This window comes from Planctomicrobium limosum (genome assembly GCF_051465645.1).
GTDB lineage: Bacteria > Planctomycetota > Planctomycetia > Planctomycetales > Planctomycetaceae > Planctomicrobium.
The window spans coordinates 4001757-4019279 of the sequence record NZ_CP195790.1; the positions used below are offsets into that span (position 1 = coordinate 4001757).

Here is a 17523-nt window from a genome sequence, read left to right on the forward strand (position 1 = left end):
CGGAGAAGTGACCGGGGTCCGCATCCAATCGAGGTGGGGCATTGCGATTATGACGGTTCCTTGAGCTCATTCTGGTATGAGGCCGGAGATGCTGTTGTGCGAAGCAACGTACCAACGGGCACCAGAGGTGATTGCAGAAAGAATTGCTTAGGTTTGGCAGGACACATCTCGCAAGAGGGTTCGTCTTCACGAGCCAGAAATTCTGCCAACTCATTATCTGTGCATGTTTCGGATAACGGTTGATAGTTGAGATACCGGTTCCATTCCGGCCGCAACCCGTGCCGCTTCTGCTGCAGTCCCAGATAAGCAAGCGGTGGGCATTTCCAAAGCATCCCCTCGTGCAGCTGAACACACCACCTGGCTCGGCAATGATTCCAGGAAGCCCGTTGATCACGATCGGAAAAGGGAGTCATTTCCGGACCCCAGCCGTGATAGCGGCGCGTCCAGGTTCCTTCCGAAGGCCGCCAATGGACTTTGATCTGATATTGCTGGATCCAATCCTCCACAAGCGCTTTTGCTGGAGCCAAACGCTGTTCATATTCGACGGAATCGAAGTGAATTGAGAGATGCAGTGACACATTCGCCTGAGCTAACGCCAAGGGGAGTTGGGGATCATGACGTGGCAGGAGAAAACCATTGGTCACGAGGATAATATGGGAGTCTCTCCAGTATTGCCTTGTCAGCAGGACAAGCTGCGCAAGATCTTTGTTCAGCGTCGGTTCGCCCCCCAAGAGAGAAAACTGCTCGGGACGAAGTCGAGGAGACCAGATTCGATACCAGTCTTCGGCTGTTTTCAGGGACAACAGTCCCGTATGAGCCTGATTGCTGAAGTGCGCACAGCTTTCACAGGTCAGGTTACAACTGTGAGCGACATGGATCTCCAAATTTTTGCAAATCGCAGTCACGGCAAGAGCTCCCTTGCATCAAATTGTTCACCAAGGAAGCTCTGACTGGTTCGGCTGAATCGCGGTTCCTGATTTGGCCAAATCGAAGACGTTGCGCCGATGTGAGCCGCCAGGGATGGTGCGTAGTAACAAACACGACGCTCGTTCTCCAACGCCCACCTTCCAACAACAGCGTCAATGTTGCACAGCCCTTTGCGCCGCCCTTTCAACCGATGATCCGCAACCGAAGTGTCGAGCAATATCGCCCTCGCCGCCTCTGGTGTGAAAATAAAGGTGAGAGCTCCGACCAGCCCAAAACCTTCAGTGACATCATGTGGGCCCAAATTGTGGAGGCCTTTATCTGCATGATAGATCGACGGACAATAGAGGGAGACAACACCAAGCCGCCCGGAGGGCCAGAGAGTCCCTTCCAGAAACGCTCTGCAGTTGCGAGAGAACAAAACATCGTCCTGAATAAGAAAATAGGCGTCTGCCAGAGGATCTTTCAGGACCAGTTCAGAAAGGGCTAAGTACCAGTTCGGCCAGGCTCCCAGTCGGATGCCTCGTCGCGTGACAGGAAACCCGTCGGGGACGACGCAGTCTGGCTCTGCAAAGAGATGCGGAGACTCCCACCCTGCATTTGCAAGACTGTGCAACGTCCGCTCTAAAGTCGGCAGCTCGCGGGGAGCTGTCGTGACACCCACCGACCATTTCCACGGCGTTTGTTCCTTGATTTTCAAGGAGACTGAACTCTGCGGCCGAGGAATGCCTTCTGTTAGTTCCTCTGAAACCGGACCTGAGACCAGAGGGGAAGGAAGACGCTGTGCCGCCGACCTGACCAACGTCACGGGGGCAATGCGAGTCTCTCCCTCAAGTGGAGGGGCAGCCCGTGGCTGGATCCCGGAATCTTCGGACGATGGGAGAGGCGGAGAATTTGGATTGGCGGGAGACCAGTGCATCAATTCCACTCTTGAATACATGGGGGTGAATGGCTGCGCCCTTCGTTGATGTCGATTATCCGATCACTCGGGCTCGATTGAGTGCTCTTAACACGGTGTCGACGATCCGTTCTGTGGAAAATCGTTCGACTGCCATGGCTCGAATCTGGTGGCGATCGAGGGCCTGAGCCTGAGTGATGGCCAGCAGGTATTCTGCCAGCGCACTGCCATCGTCTTCGGTCTGAATGCAGGAGGCCCCGGGAGGAAGTCGTCGGACGAGGAATCCATTTTCTCCAGACTGCACGAAAGCAGCCGCCGTCCGGACTCCAACCGTCGGGCACCCGGCCAGCAGGATTTCCTGCAGCGCGAGAGGTCCATGATCATCATCCGCCAGATAGGCGCAAGCGCGTGACTGTCTCGCTGCCTGAAACAACTGTTCCCGCTGATAATGACCATAATGGATCTGGAGATGTCGTGGATAAAGAGTCGCGAGATGTTCCAGTAATTGCGGGCGGTGCCCATTCTTGGCATAGATCAGCAGGTCATATTTCGCTGGCAAGGGTTCTCCAGGCCAGGGAGATATCGGATAGGGCCAGAGCTCAATGGGGGACACATTCGTCGCGCGACGATGGGCGGCAATGTGGTCTCGATACCAGGCACTATGACAGAACATCGCCCTGCAGGAGGGAGCATCCAACAACGTGCATTCGTCAGCATCGATCCGGGGGGAGTGCGAATCCATGAACAGCATGTTCGGCCCCTGAACGAAGGGCTCTCCCTGCCGAGCCCACCAAGCAGCATAGCTGCGATCACCCCAGTTCCAGAACCAGGGCAACGCTCCTTGACTGGCGGGCAACGGACGAATGGACAACCAGTCGAGCCCTGAGTCGATCCGTTTTCTGAGTGCAGCCTGCAGGGCACTCATGCCATTCTGGGGACCGTTTGCTCCAGCCCCGTGAACCGGACCAATCAGTTCTACAGGTCGGCCCCCATCGGAGGAATTCACGGCTGGGCCAAACGAGTACCATCTCTGCACCGGCAGCTCGGTAAAATTTTTGGGCCAATGAATATGAACCGTCTCCTGGGGTTTGCCCACTTGCCGTTGCAGGGCCGCATATCCGCGATCATCCAGGTCACTGACATGATAAGACTGATTGTGGTATCGGACGAGAAAGAACGGAGGAGCAAACTGACAGGGATCGCAGATTTTGACACCGGCCTGAACCAGCCGGGCAGCGAACTCCTGATCTTCTCCGTTGTTCACAGGGCCATAGCCCCGGACTCGATCAAAGGCCTTGCGGCGAAAAGCCCAGCTGGCATGATAGAGTCCCTCCGTCGGGCTCTCCCGCAAACCTGTCGCCGTTTCAGACAGCACCAGACTCGGACGGGACCACTCTGCCTGTTTCAGAGCCTGCGCCTGCGTCGAAAACCAGTGGGGAAGATAAATATCATCATCATCGGCAACGAGAAACCCTTCCACATCCGGCGAGGCCAGTGCAGCACAGGCATTGCGTTTCTCTCCCAATGTGCGAAATCGCCGGGCAATGGAGATCAACCGCCAGCCATCTCCTTCCTGATTTCGATACTGCCCCGCATCATCAAGTATGATTAATTCTCGATGTCGTGCCGGATAGTCCTGCCGCAGAAAGCTCTCGATGAGCTGTCCCAGCGTATGGGGACGCAGGTAGGTGCAGCAGAGTGCGGCGAGCTTCATCGTCTTGGGTGACTCCTGAGCAAGTGAAAATCGATTGGCTGGTCAAAAATTAAGGCCGGGACATGACGCGAACGCTCGCAATGGAGTTGATGTCACGACACACCTCAAAACGGGGACGTAACACCGCGTTAACCTGCAACCGAGATCGGCAGAGTTTCCTGTCGATCAAAACGCTCCCATTGGGCGAAGACCTGTGCCCAGGAATCCATCGCCGCTTGTAGTCCCCAGTTCTGTTCCAGCCGTTTTCTGGCCGCCATCCGCATGCTGTTCCGTTCTTCTGCTTCGAAGGCACAGCGGGAGGCCTTGTAGACGAATTCCCGATTGTCCCGGCAGAGCCAGCCGGTGACGCCGTCTTCCACTTCAAGTTGCCAACCTCCCCGGTTGTCCACGATCAGGATCGAACCGGAGGCCATCGCTTCGAACCCGACACGGGGCAGGTTCTCAAAGGTGTCGGTCGTCATGATGACCGCTTCGCACTGCGCGTAGAACGCTCGCTGGCTGAGTCCACCCGCCGGCAGTGTTTGAATGTAGCTTTCCGGCCTGCGTCCAAACTTGGCTTCGACCTTGGAGCCCCAGCCGAGAATCAGTCCTTCCTTGAGGACCGGGGCTGTCATCGTCTCATAGATCCAAAGCTGCTCACTGCCAAATTTGTCAGCGTCATCACGGGAGATCCGACCAAAACGAAACTTGTCCTGCGGACGGTCGTCGATAAACGGGAACTCGGCGGCATGAAAGTACGGCTGGAAGAAGACCGGACGATAGGTCCCCTTGCCATGCAGCTTCTGGCTGACTTTCTCGAACGCGTGTTGTGTCTGGTAGAGATGAAAATCCAGGACGCCCCGTTCCTGCATCTCGACTTCCTTGTCGAAGTTCCAGGACATGCAGTTCACGAAACTCGTCGAACGGGCATAACGTGCGATCTGCGGCAGGTGTTTCAGGAAATCCCCATTACAGAACGAAAGACAATGCAGTCCTTCCAGTGAAGCCCAGTCATTGGGGGTGTGGTACACACAGCCCCGCTGCTCCAGCCGCATCCCTTTGAGGTTGGCGTCCAACGGTCCTGTCGGGCAGATATGAACGGTCAAACCCATCGCCTGCCAGCAGTGAATTTGATGATCCAGTTCCGTATCCGCCCCCCCTAACCGGCTGGGGTGACCAATCACGGCAATCGCACTCAGCATGAACTCCCCTCAATTCCGTCGAATGGTGAAGGAACGCGGCTATTTCAATTCTCTTAACACCTGTTGCCAGGCTTCAACGGCGAGCAGGCAACAGCGTTGACGATTGGTGCTCAGCTGGTTCGGATGAAATCCCAGCAACTCGCTCGGCGTCTGGCTCCTGAGAGCATCCAGATGCGCCCCAGAGACCCGTTCACACAACAGGGATGCCGTCGCCTGACTCAGGAAGCAGCCTCGGCCCTGAAAGCGAATTTTCTCAACTCGATCCGCGACAATCTCCAGTTCCAGTGACACTTCGTCTCCGCACGTTGCATTCCGCACTCGCCCCCGATGAGTCGGTGAGACTAACGTCCCCCGCCAACGGCTCGAACGGGCATGATCGAGCAAGTCGTCGAGTGAAGAGAGTTCGGTTACAGACGTCACGACTCCACTCCTGATAGGAAGTAATCCCTGCGGCAACTGTTGGCTAACTGAATCTCCGAATCACAAGGAAGATCGGAGAACGTCGATTCATATTCGCCCTGCCGACGCAATGCGAACATGCCACCCATTTCGCCTTCAACAATGCCACCTCGCCCACTCAAAATCTCCACCTCAGCTGGAGTACCCGGCCGACCAAGGAAAATCGTCGTCAATCTTTAGAGCAATCGGAAACCAAGGATACGCGAGAAGTCGCAAAACCTTCTCGCCGGATTGGTCAAGACCAACCTCAAACTGACACTCCGGAAATCCCGGGATGTCGAGTCCAATCGAAACCCGTGATTTCTGGTCAATGCAATCGGCGTTTGCCTCCTGCAGCGGTGAATCATCGCGGGACATGCGGTCCCACCATTCGTTCAAATTGCGAAGTGCACTATGTGGGGATTGGCTAGTTGAATGGCTTTCCGTCAAATAAAGGGCACTATCGGGACGAGGGAAACGAGCACATTCAAAAAACCGTCTCAAGTGCTCTTCGGACAATGGACGCGAACATCCTGATGGAAGTGTCGAACGAACTTCACATTCATAATCGTGACGATTGAAGGTGAATATTGTATCGATCTGTGAAGCACACCTGAACTCAAATATCCACAAAACCAAATTGCCTATTACGTAGACCACAAGACAATTCGACCAATAATGACCGTCATACTTCCAGGCAATATAGATTTCAAAATCCTCTCCAACTCTGGTTAGACTGTTTGGGAGAATCTCTTGAAAAACCAACCTACCATTTATTTCAACATTCTCAATCTCCTCATAGATGGGATCTCGCTGAACTTCCCACCAATGCGGCGTTAATCCAATGTCACGCAAAACACGGATTGAGGACAATCTTTCATTCCAGCGATCGTTCATGGCAACTCCCGCGGACCGTTATACGGCCGGGTGCCCGGGACAATGAAAGATTGCGTGGCACCGCTCTGCGAGCGGTGCCGAATGTTGAGTGAGGCGTGTTGCTGATCATGATTCAATTTCCTGATCCGCTGTTCGCGTTGTGAGGTTGGCTCGATCAAATCACCCTCTCTGCATTCGCACTGCTCGCAGAGCAGTGGCACTCAAAATCTCCACCTCAACTGGGGCACCCGGCACCCAAAATCCCCGTCACAAACAGGGCACCCGGCAAAAACAACGATCCAACGTTGTCAAAATGACAACCCCAACTCAAAGAATGTGGGGGGAACATTGAGGTCGAGACACAGCCTACATGACTGGCCCCAGGCAAACCCCATCTTTCCACAAAACCTGTTTATCTATAGTGCCATCGAGATTCCAATAAGTCGCAATGCCGCTTTGAATCGGAACTCCAGTGTCACTTATGACATACTCCTTTTCACACATAACATTTCCGTTCTGGAAAAATTTCCGAATAACATATTTGCCATCTTTTTCTATAAGGTTCTTAAGAATCTGCGATCTCGCCATCGACACGGTGTCACCGATTGGATGGGTAGACAAATAGTAGACACAAGCGGACACAACCAATACTAGAACAAACACTAACGAACAAGACACGTTGTACCACACCATGTGTGATTTCATTCCATTGTCTCTTCTTGTTTTTTTGAACAAACTTAGTGGGACGACCCGCGAAGGCTCGTAGAACCAATTGCGTAAACCGGAAAGAACACGCTTCCTCCACAGTGGCGAATGACTCTTGTGATAAATGTGTTGCTATTGTCGTAGTATTGATTGTACCCAAATTGTCCAGATATTTCTCTTGCGTAATCGGATGCACACTTAATCCAGTCACAGTTGTCTTTGTATCTCAATCCGGGACCTACTGCCGGACGAAAGAAGTATTCTTTGTGCCACTGTTCTCCATCTGAGCCATCCGGAGTTATTTCAGTTAAATCCCAGTCAGGCACTCCGGCAATTACGGAATACACAGTCCTATTGTATGTGACACTGTCTTTCACATCATCTCTCATTCCGGAGACGGCTTCAGAGTACGTCCATGTCTCAGTGTTGAGTGCAGCAATAAAGCAATGAAGAAATATCCCAGTTGGATCTGATGGCATTGTTCGACAAATAAGTTTAAGCTGAATCTTGCAGTTGCATTCCTTGTCTCGATGTTTTGTTCCGGAGGCAGGCTCATCTCCTGCTGGTTGTTGCGACTGTATCAATTCCGAGCCTACACGTGAGGCTGCCGCTGCAGCGCATCCGCAAACTGGAATTATAGGGGCCATACCGGTTGGGTCTAAGTTTGACGGTATAAAATATGTGAAGTATAAATTCCGACCAGAAAAATATTGAAGTAGGTCACGTCCAGTAAATATTCCAATATCACTACTCAAATACCGCGCCCGGAAGTAGTACAATCCGCTTTCGCGATCCAATTCCCTTCCAGTGAACAGTGTTACCCATTCGGCCTCGTTTGTTCCCGGGGAGTACGTCGCCTCCAGAAACTCACAGGTTCCGAACGGCTGGTAGCAGAACCGCTGGGTGACGTCACCGCTGGTGTCGACCAGAACTACGGCGTTCCAGTTACCGTCCTGCAGGCAATAGCGGCGTTCGTCGAGGATGCCATTTCCATCGGTGTCCCGGTCCCGCAAGACAAGGCCATCGATGTACATCAGCCCCCAGACATTCTGCATGGACGCCGCGGTCGCTGCATCCACCCGTTCTTCGAGCACCTGATTGCTGCTGGAGAGGTAGATGTGCCGGGTCTGGTCCAGCACTCCGGAGGCATAGAGCTTTTTCAGGATGCGGCGATTGGTGACGTCATACAGGTATTCGGCAATAGTCTCAGCCGTGTCGTCGTCCAGTAGTTTGACCAACCGGTTCCAGGCATCCCAGGTCGCCGTGAAGCTGGTTTCCGGATCGGCGGACTGCGGGATGGCCGTCATGTTCCCGGCGGGATCATAAGCAGGCTCCGCCCATGTCGGGCCGACCGCATTCGTGATGCTGGTGATCTCATTGACAGGGTTGGCGGTGCGGGCCTGTTCCAACGTCCAGCTTGCTCCCCCTTCCGCCTGCTTCATCCCGGTCCAGTTCTCGGTGGCGTCCAGGTTCCAGCACTGACCGTAGGTCGGACTGGAGATCGCGTCATGGCTGCCATTGAGCAGGCCGCGTTGCATCGTCTTCAGACGCTGCAGACCATCATAGGCATACAGTTCGTCAAAGCCCTTACTCAGTGAACGTGCCACATCATCCTGCCGCCAGATCCGGTTGCTGGCGCGGTCATAGCCATACTTCAGTCGCACAGCATCACTGCTGGTGCCGGTGTTGTACCAGCGGCAGTCCTTGATCCGCCCGAATCGATCCAATCCCGCATAGATGTCCCCGGTGTCGGGATCATCCGTCCCGGTCAGGCTGGCGAGGGTCCATTGCAGATCCGGCTGAGGATTCCCCGCGACCACGAAGGAGCCTTGCCCCAGATACTCGTACTCCACCAGATGCGTGGTGTCATCATCGACGAAGCGTCGGCAATGCTTGCGATGTGAACTGGAATCGAAATTCGTCATCACCAGATTCACATCCTTCCTCCGTTCGCATACTCATGCTGCTGGCGCGACATGAACATGGCACCCGATTTTATCCTCTAAACAATGCCACCCCGCCACTCAAAAACCTCTGCTTCAATCCGAGCACCCGGCCACTAGAACAGAACTCTACTCGCCGTTGTATATAGTAATCTTACAGTTTGGAATGAGGCGACGCAGTTCGTCAATCTCTTGGGGGCTTAGCGGAACGCCTGAGATTGCCAGTTCGCCAAGATCTGGAAGATTACTAAGTAATTTTATTCCAGAAAACGACATTTTTCCATTGCGAAATGCAATTGTCTTAAGTCCGCGATGGCCAACAAGAGCCTCAACACCACGATCTGTAACATTAGTGTCAAAAAGAATAACAGTGGATAGAGTCCCCAAGGTTGGAATATGACGAATCGAATCGTCACCGAATGTTAATCCACTCACATGCAAGTACTCTACGACATTCAGGTCGCTTACAAGACTTATCCACTCGGGACTGGTCACATTGGGGAGTTCAGTTAACGTCACCCAGCGAAGCCCTCTAAGCTTCGATATCGCTGAAAAGCCATTGGCCGTTAGATTCCTCTCGTCGGATAATACCAAATCTTCTATTTCTCCTCCTTTTGTTAGGCTTCTGAATTGTCGGTCATTGATGCCGCTGGAGGTAAGATGAAGAATCTTAAGCGGCATATTTCCAATGCGCTCACACGAATTAAAATCAACCTCCGTGTTGCCCCGAATTCCGATTCCGTCAAGAGTTGAAAACGAAGAAACCAAACGCTGAGATTCTAACGACGGAGAGATAAGCCAAATCTGTTCAACACTGCCAATCACGCCCCCAAGAAACCTGCCGACGGTTGTGTTTATTAAAAATGAAGGGTGAATAGAAATGTTCACCTTCCTTAACCCTGACATCCTAGAATTAAATGTAACAATGTAGTCATCATGACCATCAAAGCAAGACTCTATCTTCTTATAAAATAGATAAGACTTGACTGACACCAAAGCGCCTAGAAAAACAAACAACAATCCAGTTAACAATGCCACCTTCGAAAAAGTTGACATTTTGGGTAGTAACATTCCCTTAAACGTGTTCAAGCTATTTCCTACTTGCTAACTGACATTTCGGATATTTCAACAGGATTATCTAAACACTGATGCACACAAACATCGACTTTCAGACCAAACATGCCAAAAGACACATGGACTGCACCAGGCAATCGAAAGTAGGCCACGATATTCAAAAGAACACAAAACGTGAGCACAACTGAATAGTGAATCTGTAGTTATTCGCAATTACATTTGTATGAGTTTGGGTTCGGGTTTGCCCCAGTAGTGAAATTTGCTCGCCCTTCTAGGATTGTTGGACACGACCGCGTGGCTGTCATGTACTCGTCATTATTTCGAAACACATAATGACGAACCAGTTCTAAGTTGATATCCATACTTTCCAGAATTACGGCAAGAGCATCTGGAAGGATGTCAGCAAGGCTCGCCTCTTGACCTATTCCTATGATAAGATTGGTAGTAAGCCGAGATGGCACCAGCCCGTATTGGATTCCGTCACGCCTGGAGACTGGTAACCCTTTTGGGGGAATCGGGAAACACCCGGGGGTGCAATTGTAACAAGAACGCACTGTTCTTTCATAAACGCAGTTTACATCTCTTACAAATCCCGAAACATTAGCCCCAGTTCGATCGCTAGCGTACGTCTCTATAGACAGAATTATAATTCGCGTTAATCTCCACGTGCCAAAGTGCTCTGACTTTTTGATGCAATTGCCTTTCCCATTAGCGGATTCTCCAATCGTTGGAACTGCTAGACATTGAGTTCCGGCTGGGTCGAGATCGTTTGGGCAAAAGTATGAAGCATAGGAGTTGGCGCCATCAGGAGTTCCTTTTTTATCGCGACTTGTAAAAACTCCAACCAAACTGTCTAGATACCTTGTTCTAAAGTAGTACAGTCTGCTTTCACGATCCAGCTCTCGTCCCGTAAACAGTGTGACCCATTCAGTCGCATTTGTTCCCGAGGAATACGTCGCTCCCAGGAACTCGCAGGTTCCGAACGGCTGGTAGCAGAACCGCTGGGTGACGTCACCGCTGGTGTCGACCAGAACTACGGCGTTCCAGTTACCGTCCTGCAGGCAATAGCGGCGTTCGTCGAGGATGCCATTTCCATCGGTGTCCCGGTCCCGCAAGACAAGGCCATCGATGTACATCAGCCCCCAGACATTCTGCATGGACGCCGCGGTCGCTGCATCCACCCGTTCTTCGAGCACCTGATTGCTGCTGGAGAGGTAGATGTGCCGGGTCTGGTCCAGCACTCCGGAGGCATAGAGCTTTTTCAGGATGCGGCGATTGGTGACGTCATACAGGTATTCGGCAATAGTCTCAGCCGTGTCGTCGTCCAGTAGTTTGACCAACCGGTTCCAGGCATCCCAGGTCGCCGTGAAGCTGGTTTCCGGATCGGCGGACTGCGGGATGGCCGTCATGTTCCCGGCGGGATCATAAGCAGGCTCCGCCCATGTCGGGCCGACCGCATTCGTGATGCTGGTGATCTCATTGACAGGGTTGGCGGTGCGGGCCTGTTCCAACGTCCAGCTTGCTCCCCCTTCCGCCTGCTTCATCCCGGTCCAGTTCTCGGTGGCGTCCAGGTTCCAGCACTGACCGTAGGTCGGACTGGAGATCGCGTCATGGCTGCCATTGAGCAGGCCGCGTTGCATCGTCTTCAGACGCTGCAGACCATCATAGGCATACAGTTCGTCAAAGCCCTTACTCAGTGAACGTGCCACATCATCCTGCCGCCAGATCCGGTTGCTGGCGCGGTCATAGCCATACTTCAGTCGCACAGCATCACTGCTGGTGCCGGTGTTGTACCAGCGGCAGTCCTTGATCCGCCCGAATCGATCCAATCCCGCATAGATGTCCCCGGTGTCGGGATCATCCGTCCCGGTCAGGCTGGCGAGGGTCCATTGCAGATCCGGCTGAGGATTCCCCGCGACCACGAAGGAGCCTTGCCCCAGATACTCGTACTCCACCAGATGCGTGGTGTCATCATCGACAATCGCCGCAATCCGGGAGGCGGAATCGTTGATTTCGTCCGCAGCCCCATAATCAAAGGCCAGCGTGCGGTCATTCGGATAGACCATCGCCGTCGGGCGGATGGTGTTTCCTGAACCATTCGCGAATGTGTACTCCACTTTGGGCGTGGTCGAGGTGTTCACCGCCCCTCCATGTGACTGGTATTCTGTCACCAGCTGCTGGAAATCATTGTACGACTTCTGCACCTGATTCAAAATAGATCCTGTCCCGACCGTGGCGTTATCGTAACTGGTCGACTGAAACACCTGACCCCGCACGTCATACGACATCGCCAGTCGACGCACGGCCCCATCGACCCCGGTCCCCAGCGTCGTTACGCGGTCCTGAACCAGTCGGCCCAGCTTGTCGTAGTCGTAGGTGTGAACACAGCCCCGTTGATCGGTGAGGGTCGTCCGTTGCCGCTGACGGTTATAGCTGTAGAGCACAACATCACTGCCGGAGGTGGAATCCGGATAGGTGATCGACCGCAACAGCAGACTGGAAGCCACGCCGGAATTGGCAAGCGTTGTCCCGTAGGTATAGGTCGTCGTCTGGTTGCCAGTGCGGGAATTGACCGCCGTCATCGTGGCCTGCTGGCCATCAGCGGTATAGGTGTACTGCGTCGTTCGATTGGTGTCGTCGGACTGTGCACAGCCACTCCCACTGCTGGAAGAGGAGGAACCTCCCGATTGGTAGTTCTCGACCGTCGATGTTTGACGCCCCGCATCGTCGTAAGACATGCGGGTGATCATTCCAGAAGAATCTGTGGTCTCGAAGACGTCACCGGCATCACTGTAGGTCTGAGAATTAACCAGAATGGTGTCGGAACGTGTTGGGATCGTGCTGGAACGGGTCAGAGCGACTCCCCCGTTCGTTCCATAAGTGGCAGAGGCTTGGGCGCGTCCGAGGGCATCCGGGTAGTTGGCCGCATAAACCACCCGCGCCTTGGGAGCAGTGGACGGATCACCGAGAGCTCCCAACTGCGTGTCGGGCGCCGTGTGATACCGTTGTCGGGCGATCGTCTCGACCACATTGCTGGCGGCATCGTAGATCGTCTCGGACTGCTCCAGAATGACATCATCGTCAACACTGGCGGGATTGTTGGTTTCGCCAGTCGGAGTGTAGCCGGAAGACGAGACAACTGATCGCCCAAGGCTGTCGTAGGTGGTTTTCGTAAACAGTTTCGATCCGGCTGGGAGCGATTGAATGGAGTTTCCAGCGGCGTCGTACCAGGTATTGCCGGTCAGCGCATTTCCGACTGCTCCCGTCGATGGATTCACTCCATGACGAATCGTGCGATACTGTCGTCCCCGGTCATCAAAGAGTGTTTCACTGCGGGCGATCAGAGTGCCATTTTCCGTCGTGTCGTACCGTTCAACTTTGATCTGCTGATCGAGGTTGTCGTAGTAATTCTTCTGGAAGTAATCGATTTCCCCGTCGGTCGTAATCGGGCGACTGCGGAAGTCATAGGTCATCGACGTGACCCGGGTGTCGGCAGCAGCGGCGTATTGCGTCTGCTGTGTCAGGTTCCCATCGTCACCGTCATTCCCGTTGTCATAAACGTTGGCCGTAACCAAGACCATATTGTTGTCGGGATCAACGCCGCCACCGGTCGGATCGCTTTCCGTGGCCCCTTCATCATTGGTGCCAAGATAGGTTGAGACGACAAGACTTCGGGCGTCGAAGACGACATCAGTGATTGTACCCCCCGGCGTGACGGTGCGGTTCCGCCGCTGCATCGAGTCGTACCCGTAGTTCGACTGGTTGTAGTGAGTCCCTTCGGTCCCGTCTCCCGATGACGGAATGTTGAAATACACCCGTTCGGAAGCCACGAGGCAGCACTGCGTGTACTGTGTCGTCTGCAGACGGACATAACTCGATTGAGGAAATGCCGCCGCCCCGGAACCGGCATCGTCAATAATCTCCGCCAGTGTACCATTCGTCTGCGCGGAAACCGCCGAGATGCTGGCCAGAATCTTGCCGCCGTCATCCATTTGCTGAATCGAGACCGGATTGATCAGCGTGAACGAGGAGGTCGCCGGAACAAAATATCCCTGCCCGGAATAAGTGACATGATTGCCATCATCGTACACGGTCCAACTGGCCTGCCGGATGGTGGTCGCAGTGCCATTGAGGTCGATCTGATGCGTGGGCCCCAAGGACTGAATCGTCCGTCCTTGATCATCGACAAGATTGTCCGAGACCAGATTCAGACCGCCCCCTGCCGGAGTGGTCCACCCGGAAGGAACTCCCGTGGCGGTTGAGGTCTGGACGTCCTGGGTCTGTTGAACGACACCTCCGGTTCCCAGTGAATAGACGGTGTTTGAAATGAACCCGCGTTCATCCATCGACCAGGTGAGCCGACCCAGTTCGTCGTAATACTCTTTACGGGTCGCTGCAACACCGGTTCCATTCTGGCCAGTCGAGACCACTGGCAGCGTGGTCGTCTGCTGCTGGATCTGCGTCGTCCCGGAATAGAATGTGTAGTCATACGTCGTCACCTGCCCGCCCGTCCCGTCGGTATTACGATAGACGATTTGTTTCGAGACGGGATAAACAGTCGTGCCACCCGCTGTGTGAGAGGTGTATTCATAGGCCGTCAGCAGAACTTCGGCGCCAGCGGCTCCCTGCTTGATCTTGTTGGCTGAGACATACCCAGCTGCTGCTCCTGATCCGGTCGTCGAGTAATACGTGGTGACGTCGATCAATCCCGCCGAACTGCGGAGCGATATGTCCAGATCGGGAGAGGAATCGTTGTACCCCAGGACTGCCGAGGGATGGGCATGCCAGAGGGGATAGCTGTTCTCATCGTAATGGTAGGCATCGATCCAGCTGTCGGAGCCGGAAACGAGTTCTTCAATCAGCGCTTGTCCCAGCGAGTTGGTATAGACCGTCTTTTGACTGCCGTCCGGGCGACCTTCGACAGTCTTCATGGCCCAATCGTTGATGCCACCGCTCGTTGTTGCGGGAGTAAACGCGAGTGTAAATGTCTGAGCGCCCCCGTCGGTCCGTTCGAGGGTCACACGACGCAGCCCGTCAAACTCATAGTAGTTGTCAGCATACGTCGCCACGATGACATCTGCGGCCGTGAGGGGATTGACACTGTCCGCGATCATGCGCTGGTAAGTCGCCGGATTGATGACGAACTTCAATCCATGTGGAAACCCATTGGCCTGACCGGGAATGTAGTAGCGGTAGACAGTGGACCGGCTGTCGGACCAGCCAAGGGACGAGGGGGTCTGAATCGTGACTTGTTGCAGGTCACCCGCATTCCCATATGTGTTCGTGCCATCCCAGTAACTGTAAACGGCCCGTTTGACGTCTTCCCATCCCCCGGTTCCCAGTTGTCGGCGGAGAATCAGGGTTTCGACTTGATTGTTTTCCGTATAGGAATAGACAAACGCTTCCGTCAGCGGCTGACCACCGACAGTACCGGTTCGATGGATCTCTTCGATGAAACCATCATCCGTGTAGGACTCAACGGAGGTGACAAACCCACCCGGTTCGATCTGTTGTGCAAACTCTCCGCCGGGCGAGGTCGTCTGATCAAAGTCATGAAAGACCTGTTGAGTTCCGCCCGGAGAAGTGAGTACGAACTGCTGGTTGATCGCATCGTGAACCAGTGTGGACAGAGAACCATGGCGTCCGACATAACTTCCACTGACCAGGTCGAACCAAAGCGAAGCCGTTGTTCCGCGGACGAGAGCAATCGATCCGTCTGATCTCTCGATCAGGAACGGCCAATTCGAGACCACCCAGTTGGTGCCCTGGCCCATTTCCGCGTTAGAGAGAACCAGCTGATTCGAATACGTCCGCCGATGTGACCAGGCCGCTCCGAATCCACTGGAGGAGATGTCCGTGGCAGACAGGACAATATTGCCGTTGACATAGTTAACCGGGTTATTGGATGTTGCTTTATTGCCATCGCAGTTGCAATTCTGTTGACCTCCCGCTCCCTGAGCGTCGTTGCAACTCTGATTTTCTGAGTTTGATTCACAACCCGCCGCCCGTGATGACGAGCTGGAAGAGCCGCCTCCACCTCCACTTGAACTTGTGGAACTCGTACTGCCCCCGCCGGACGTGGAGCTGCAACTGCTTGAGGAGGATTGCTCGGGACCAGTGGAGGTTGAACAGGAGGAACTGCTCGAAGATGAACCGTCTCCTCCGCCGGAAGTGGAACTGGAACTGCTACTGGAGGACGTCGAGCTGACACCGCCACCGCCGCTACTGGAAGAGGAGGAACTGGGAGGGGGCGGGCTCGGCGAAGGACTGGGGTCGATCAGAAACTCTTGACTGAATCGAGCTGGAATCAGCGGTTTCTGATGACCTTCATGGCCCAAGCCTGTATTTCTCAGTGGCGGGGTGACACGACTCTGCGGGGGCGCCGCCGCCAGTTGACCGGACACCAAAAGGGGCCAGTCGAGGCCAAAGTATTGAGCAAACCAGAACTCGTCCCATTGTCGATGGCCCAGGAGATAGGCCCGTTCCTCTTCAACGCTGGCTCGCTCCTGCTCGAACAAGACCCAGCCTCGCGCCCAGACTCCTTCCGGGACCTTCGGAGAGCTTTGCGAGAACCGTTCCCGAGCCATCTCCGTCCAGGCAATCCAGATACTTTCCGTCAGATTCTTCCGCGCCATTCTCAACTGATTCGCCAGCACTTGCGGCAAGAAGACCTGATAGGTGGAGAACTCAGACTGAAATCGATGTCCAATGGCAACTATGGGATCCAACAGCACGGGCGCGCCAGCTAACCAACACTTCAACCCCAGATCGAGGTCTTCCACACCCCAGCCGCGCATGCCGGGATCCTGCCCCCAGACCTTGTCATAGAGTCGCCGGCTGAGAGCAAATGCGCAGCCGATCAGGGCGGGAGATTCATAGAGTTGTGGACCGAATTGCCGGGAAGGTTTCAAGTCCTCCAGAGCGACCCATTTTGAGGCAAAGGTTTTCAGATCGAGAGTATAGCCATAACCCACTTGAGATCGGCTGTTCTCCCACCGGGCAACATCCAGCGCAGGAACACGCGGAACCAGAACGGCCTGCCCATCGAGTTCTTCCACCCGCTCGACGAGTCGCCGCACCGCTCCCCGCTCGGGCTTGGTGTGACTATCCAAAAAGACGAGCGTGTCTCCCCGCGACTCGCGGGCGCCATAATCCTTCGCTGGGCCGGGGCCTCGCCGTTCAGGAAACGACAGGGTTTTCAACCGGGGATACTTCCGGGTCGCTGCAGGAAGAGGGTGATCTTTCGAGCCATCGTCCACGACGATGACCTCCATCTCGAGTCCTTGAGTCGTCTCAAAGAGCGACTCCAGCGTCCGCATCAGATTGTCACGTTCATTGTGAACAGCAATGATTACAGAGACTCGCATGTCGCCCAGATCCCTTCTCAGCTCTACACTTGCAGTTAAGACTGTACTGACGTTCGATACAGTCGCGGTTCAAGCCAGATAGACAGCAACAAAATGAGCATCGCCATACATACTGTTAGATGCATGCACAAGCTAAATCGATGGATAAGAATCGAGCTGCAGTAGCAATTAAAGAAATGCCTGCTCGCTCACTCTTTAGTAGAAAACACCGGGAACCAAGGTCCAATTAGGCCCCACAACGGCGATGAGATTCTCTGGTGATGTAATCAGCGTCAGAACGTCACGTTGCCTTCGCATCACTGGGCTTTCTACCAGAGGCTCGAAGAGAAGAGACAATAATGCGGAGGCCAGCCTACAACTTGATTTCGAATTTTCCAAGAGCAAAAAGCACGATTATGCTAAC

9 protein-coding genes are annotated in these 17523 nt (G+C 54.1%); all 9 read right to left on the reverse strand.

Features of this window, described 5'->3' with window-relative positions:
• Positions 1-47: 47 nt before the first annotated feature.
• Positions 48-905 carry a radical SAM protein gene (locus SH527x_RS15310; protein WP_437191553.1) on the reverse strand — a complete coding sequence of 286 codons (858 nt, stop codon included), beginning with the start codon at positions 903-905 and terminating at the stop codon, positions 48-50.
• Positions 902-1588 carry a hypothetical protein gene (locus tag SH527x_RS15315; RefSeq protein WP_437191554.1) on the reverse strand — a complete coding sequence of 229 codons (687 nt, stop codon included), beginning with the start codon at positions 1586-1588 and terminating at the stop codon, positions 902-904. Before SH527x_RS15315 ends, SH527x_RS15310 begins: the two co-directional genes overlap by 4 nt.
• 310 nt (positions 1589-1898) lie before the next feature.
• Positions 1899-3536 (reverse strand): glycosyltransferase, encoded by a 1638-nt coding sequence (locus SH527x_RS15320; protein WP_437191555.1) that lies wholly within the window; start codon positions 3534-3536, stop codon positions 1899-1901.
• Between the two features lie 128 nt (positions 3537-3664).
• On the reverse strand, positions 3665-4717 hold the full coding sequence (locus SH527x_RS15325; protein WP_437191556.1) for a glycosyltransferase: 1053 nt from the start codon (positions 4715-4717) through the stop codon (positions 3665-3667).
• A 39-nt stretch (positions 4718-4756) separates the two neighbouring features.
• Positions 4757-5137, reverse strand: coding sequence for an iron-sulfur cluster assembly scaffold protein (locus SH527x_RS15330; protein ID WP_437191557.1), 381 nt, complete (start codon positions 5135-5137; stop codon positions 4757-4759).
• 171 nt (positions 5138-5308) lie between these two features.
• Complete coding sequence (locus SH527x_RS15335) at positions 5309-6052, reverse strand: hypothetical protein (RefSeq protein ID WP_437191558.1); 744 nt, start codon at positions 6050-6052, stop codon at positions 5309-5311.
• 716 nt (positions 6053-6768) lie between these two features.
• Positions 6769-8661, reverse strand: a complete 1893-nt coding sequence (locus SH527x_RS15340; protein WP_437191559.1) for an RHS repeat domain-containing protein — start codon at positions 8659-8661, stop codon at positions 6769-6771.
• A gap of 147 nt (positions 8662-8808) precedes the next feature.
• Positions 8809-9750, reverse strand: coding sequence for a hypothetical protein (locus tag SH527x_RS15345; RefSeq protein WP_437191560.1), 942 nt, complete (start codon positions 9748-9750; stop codon positions 8809-8811).
• Between the two features lie 206 nt (positions 9751-9956).
• Positions 9957-17120, reverse strand: a complete 7164-nt coding sequence (locus SH527x_RS15350; RefSeq protein WP_437191561.1) for a glycosyltransferase — start codon at positions 17118-17120, stop codon at positions 9957-9959.
• Positions 17121-17523: the final 403 nt, after the last annotated feature.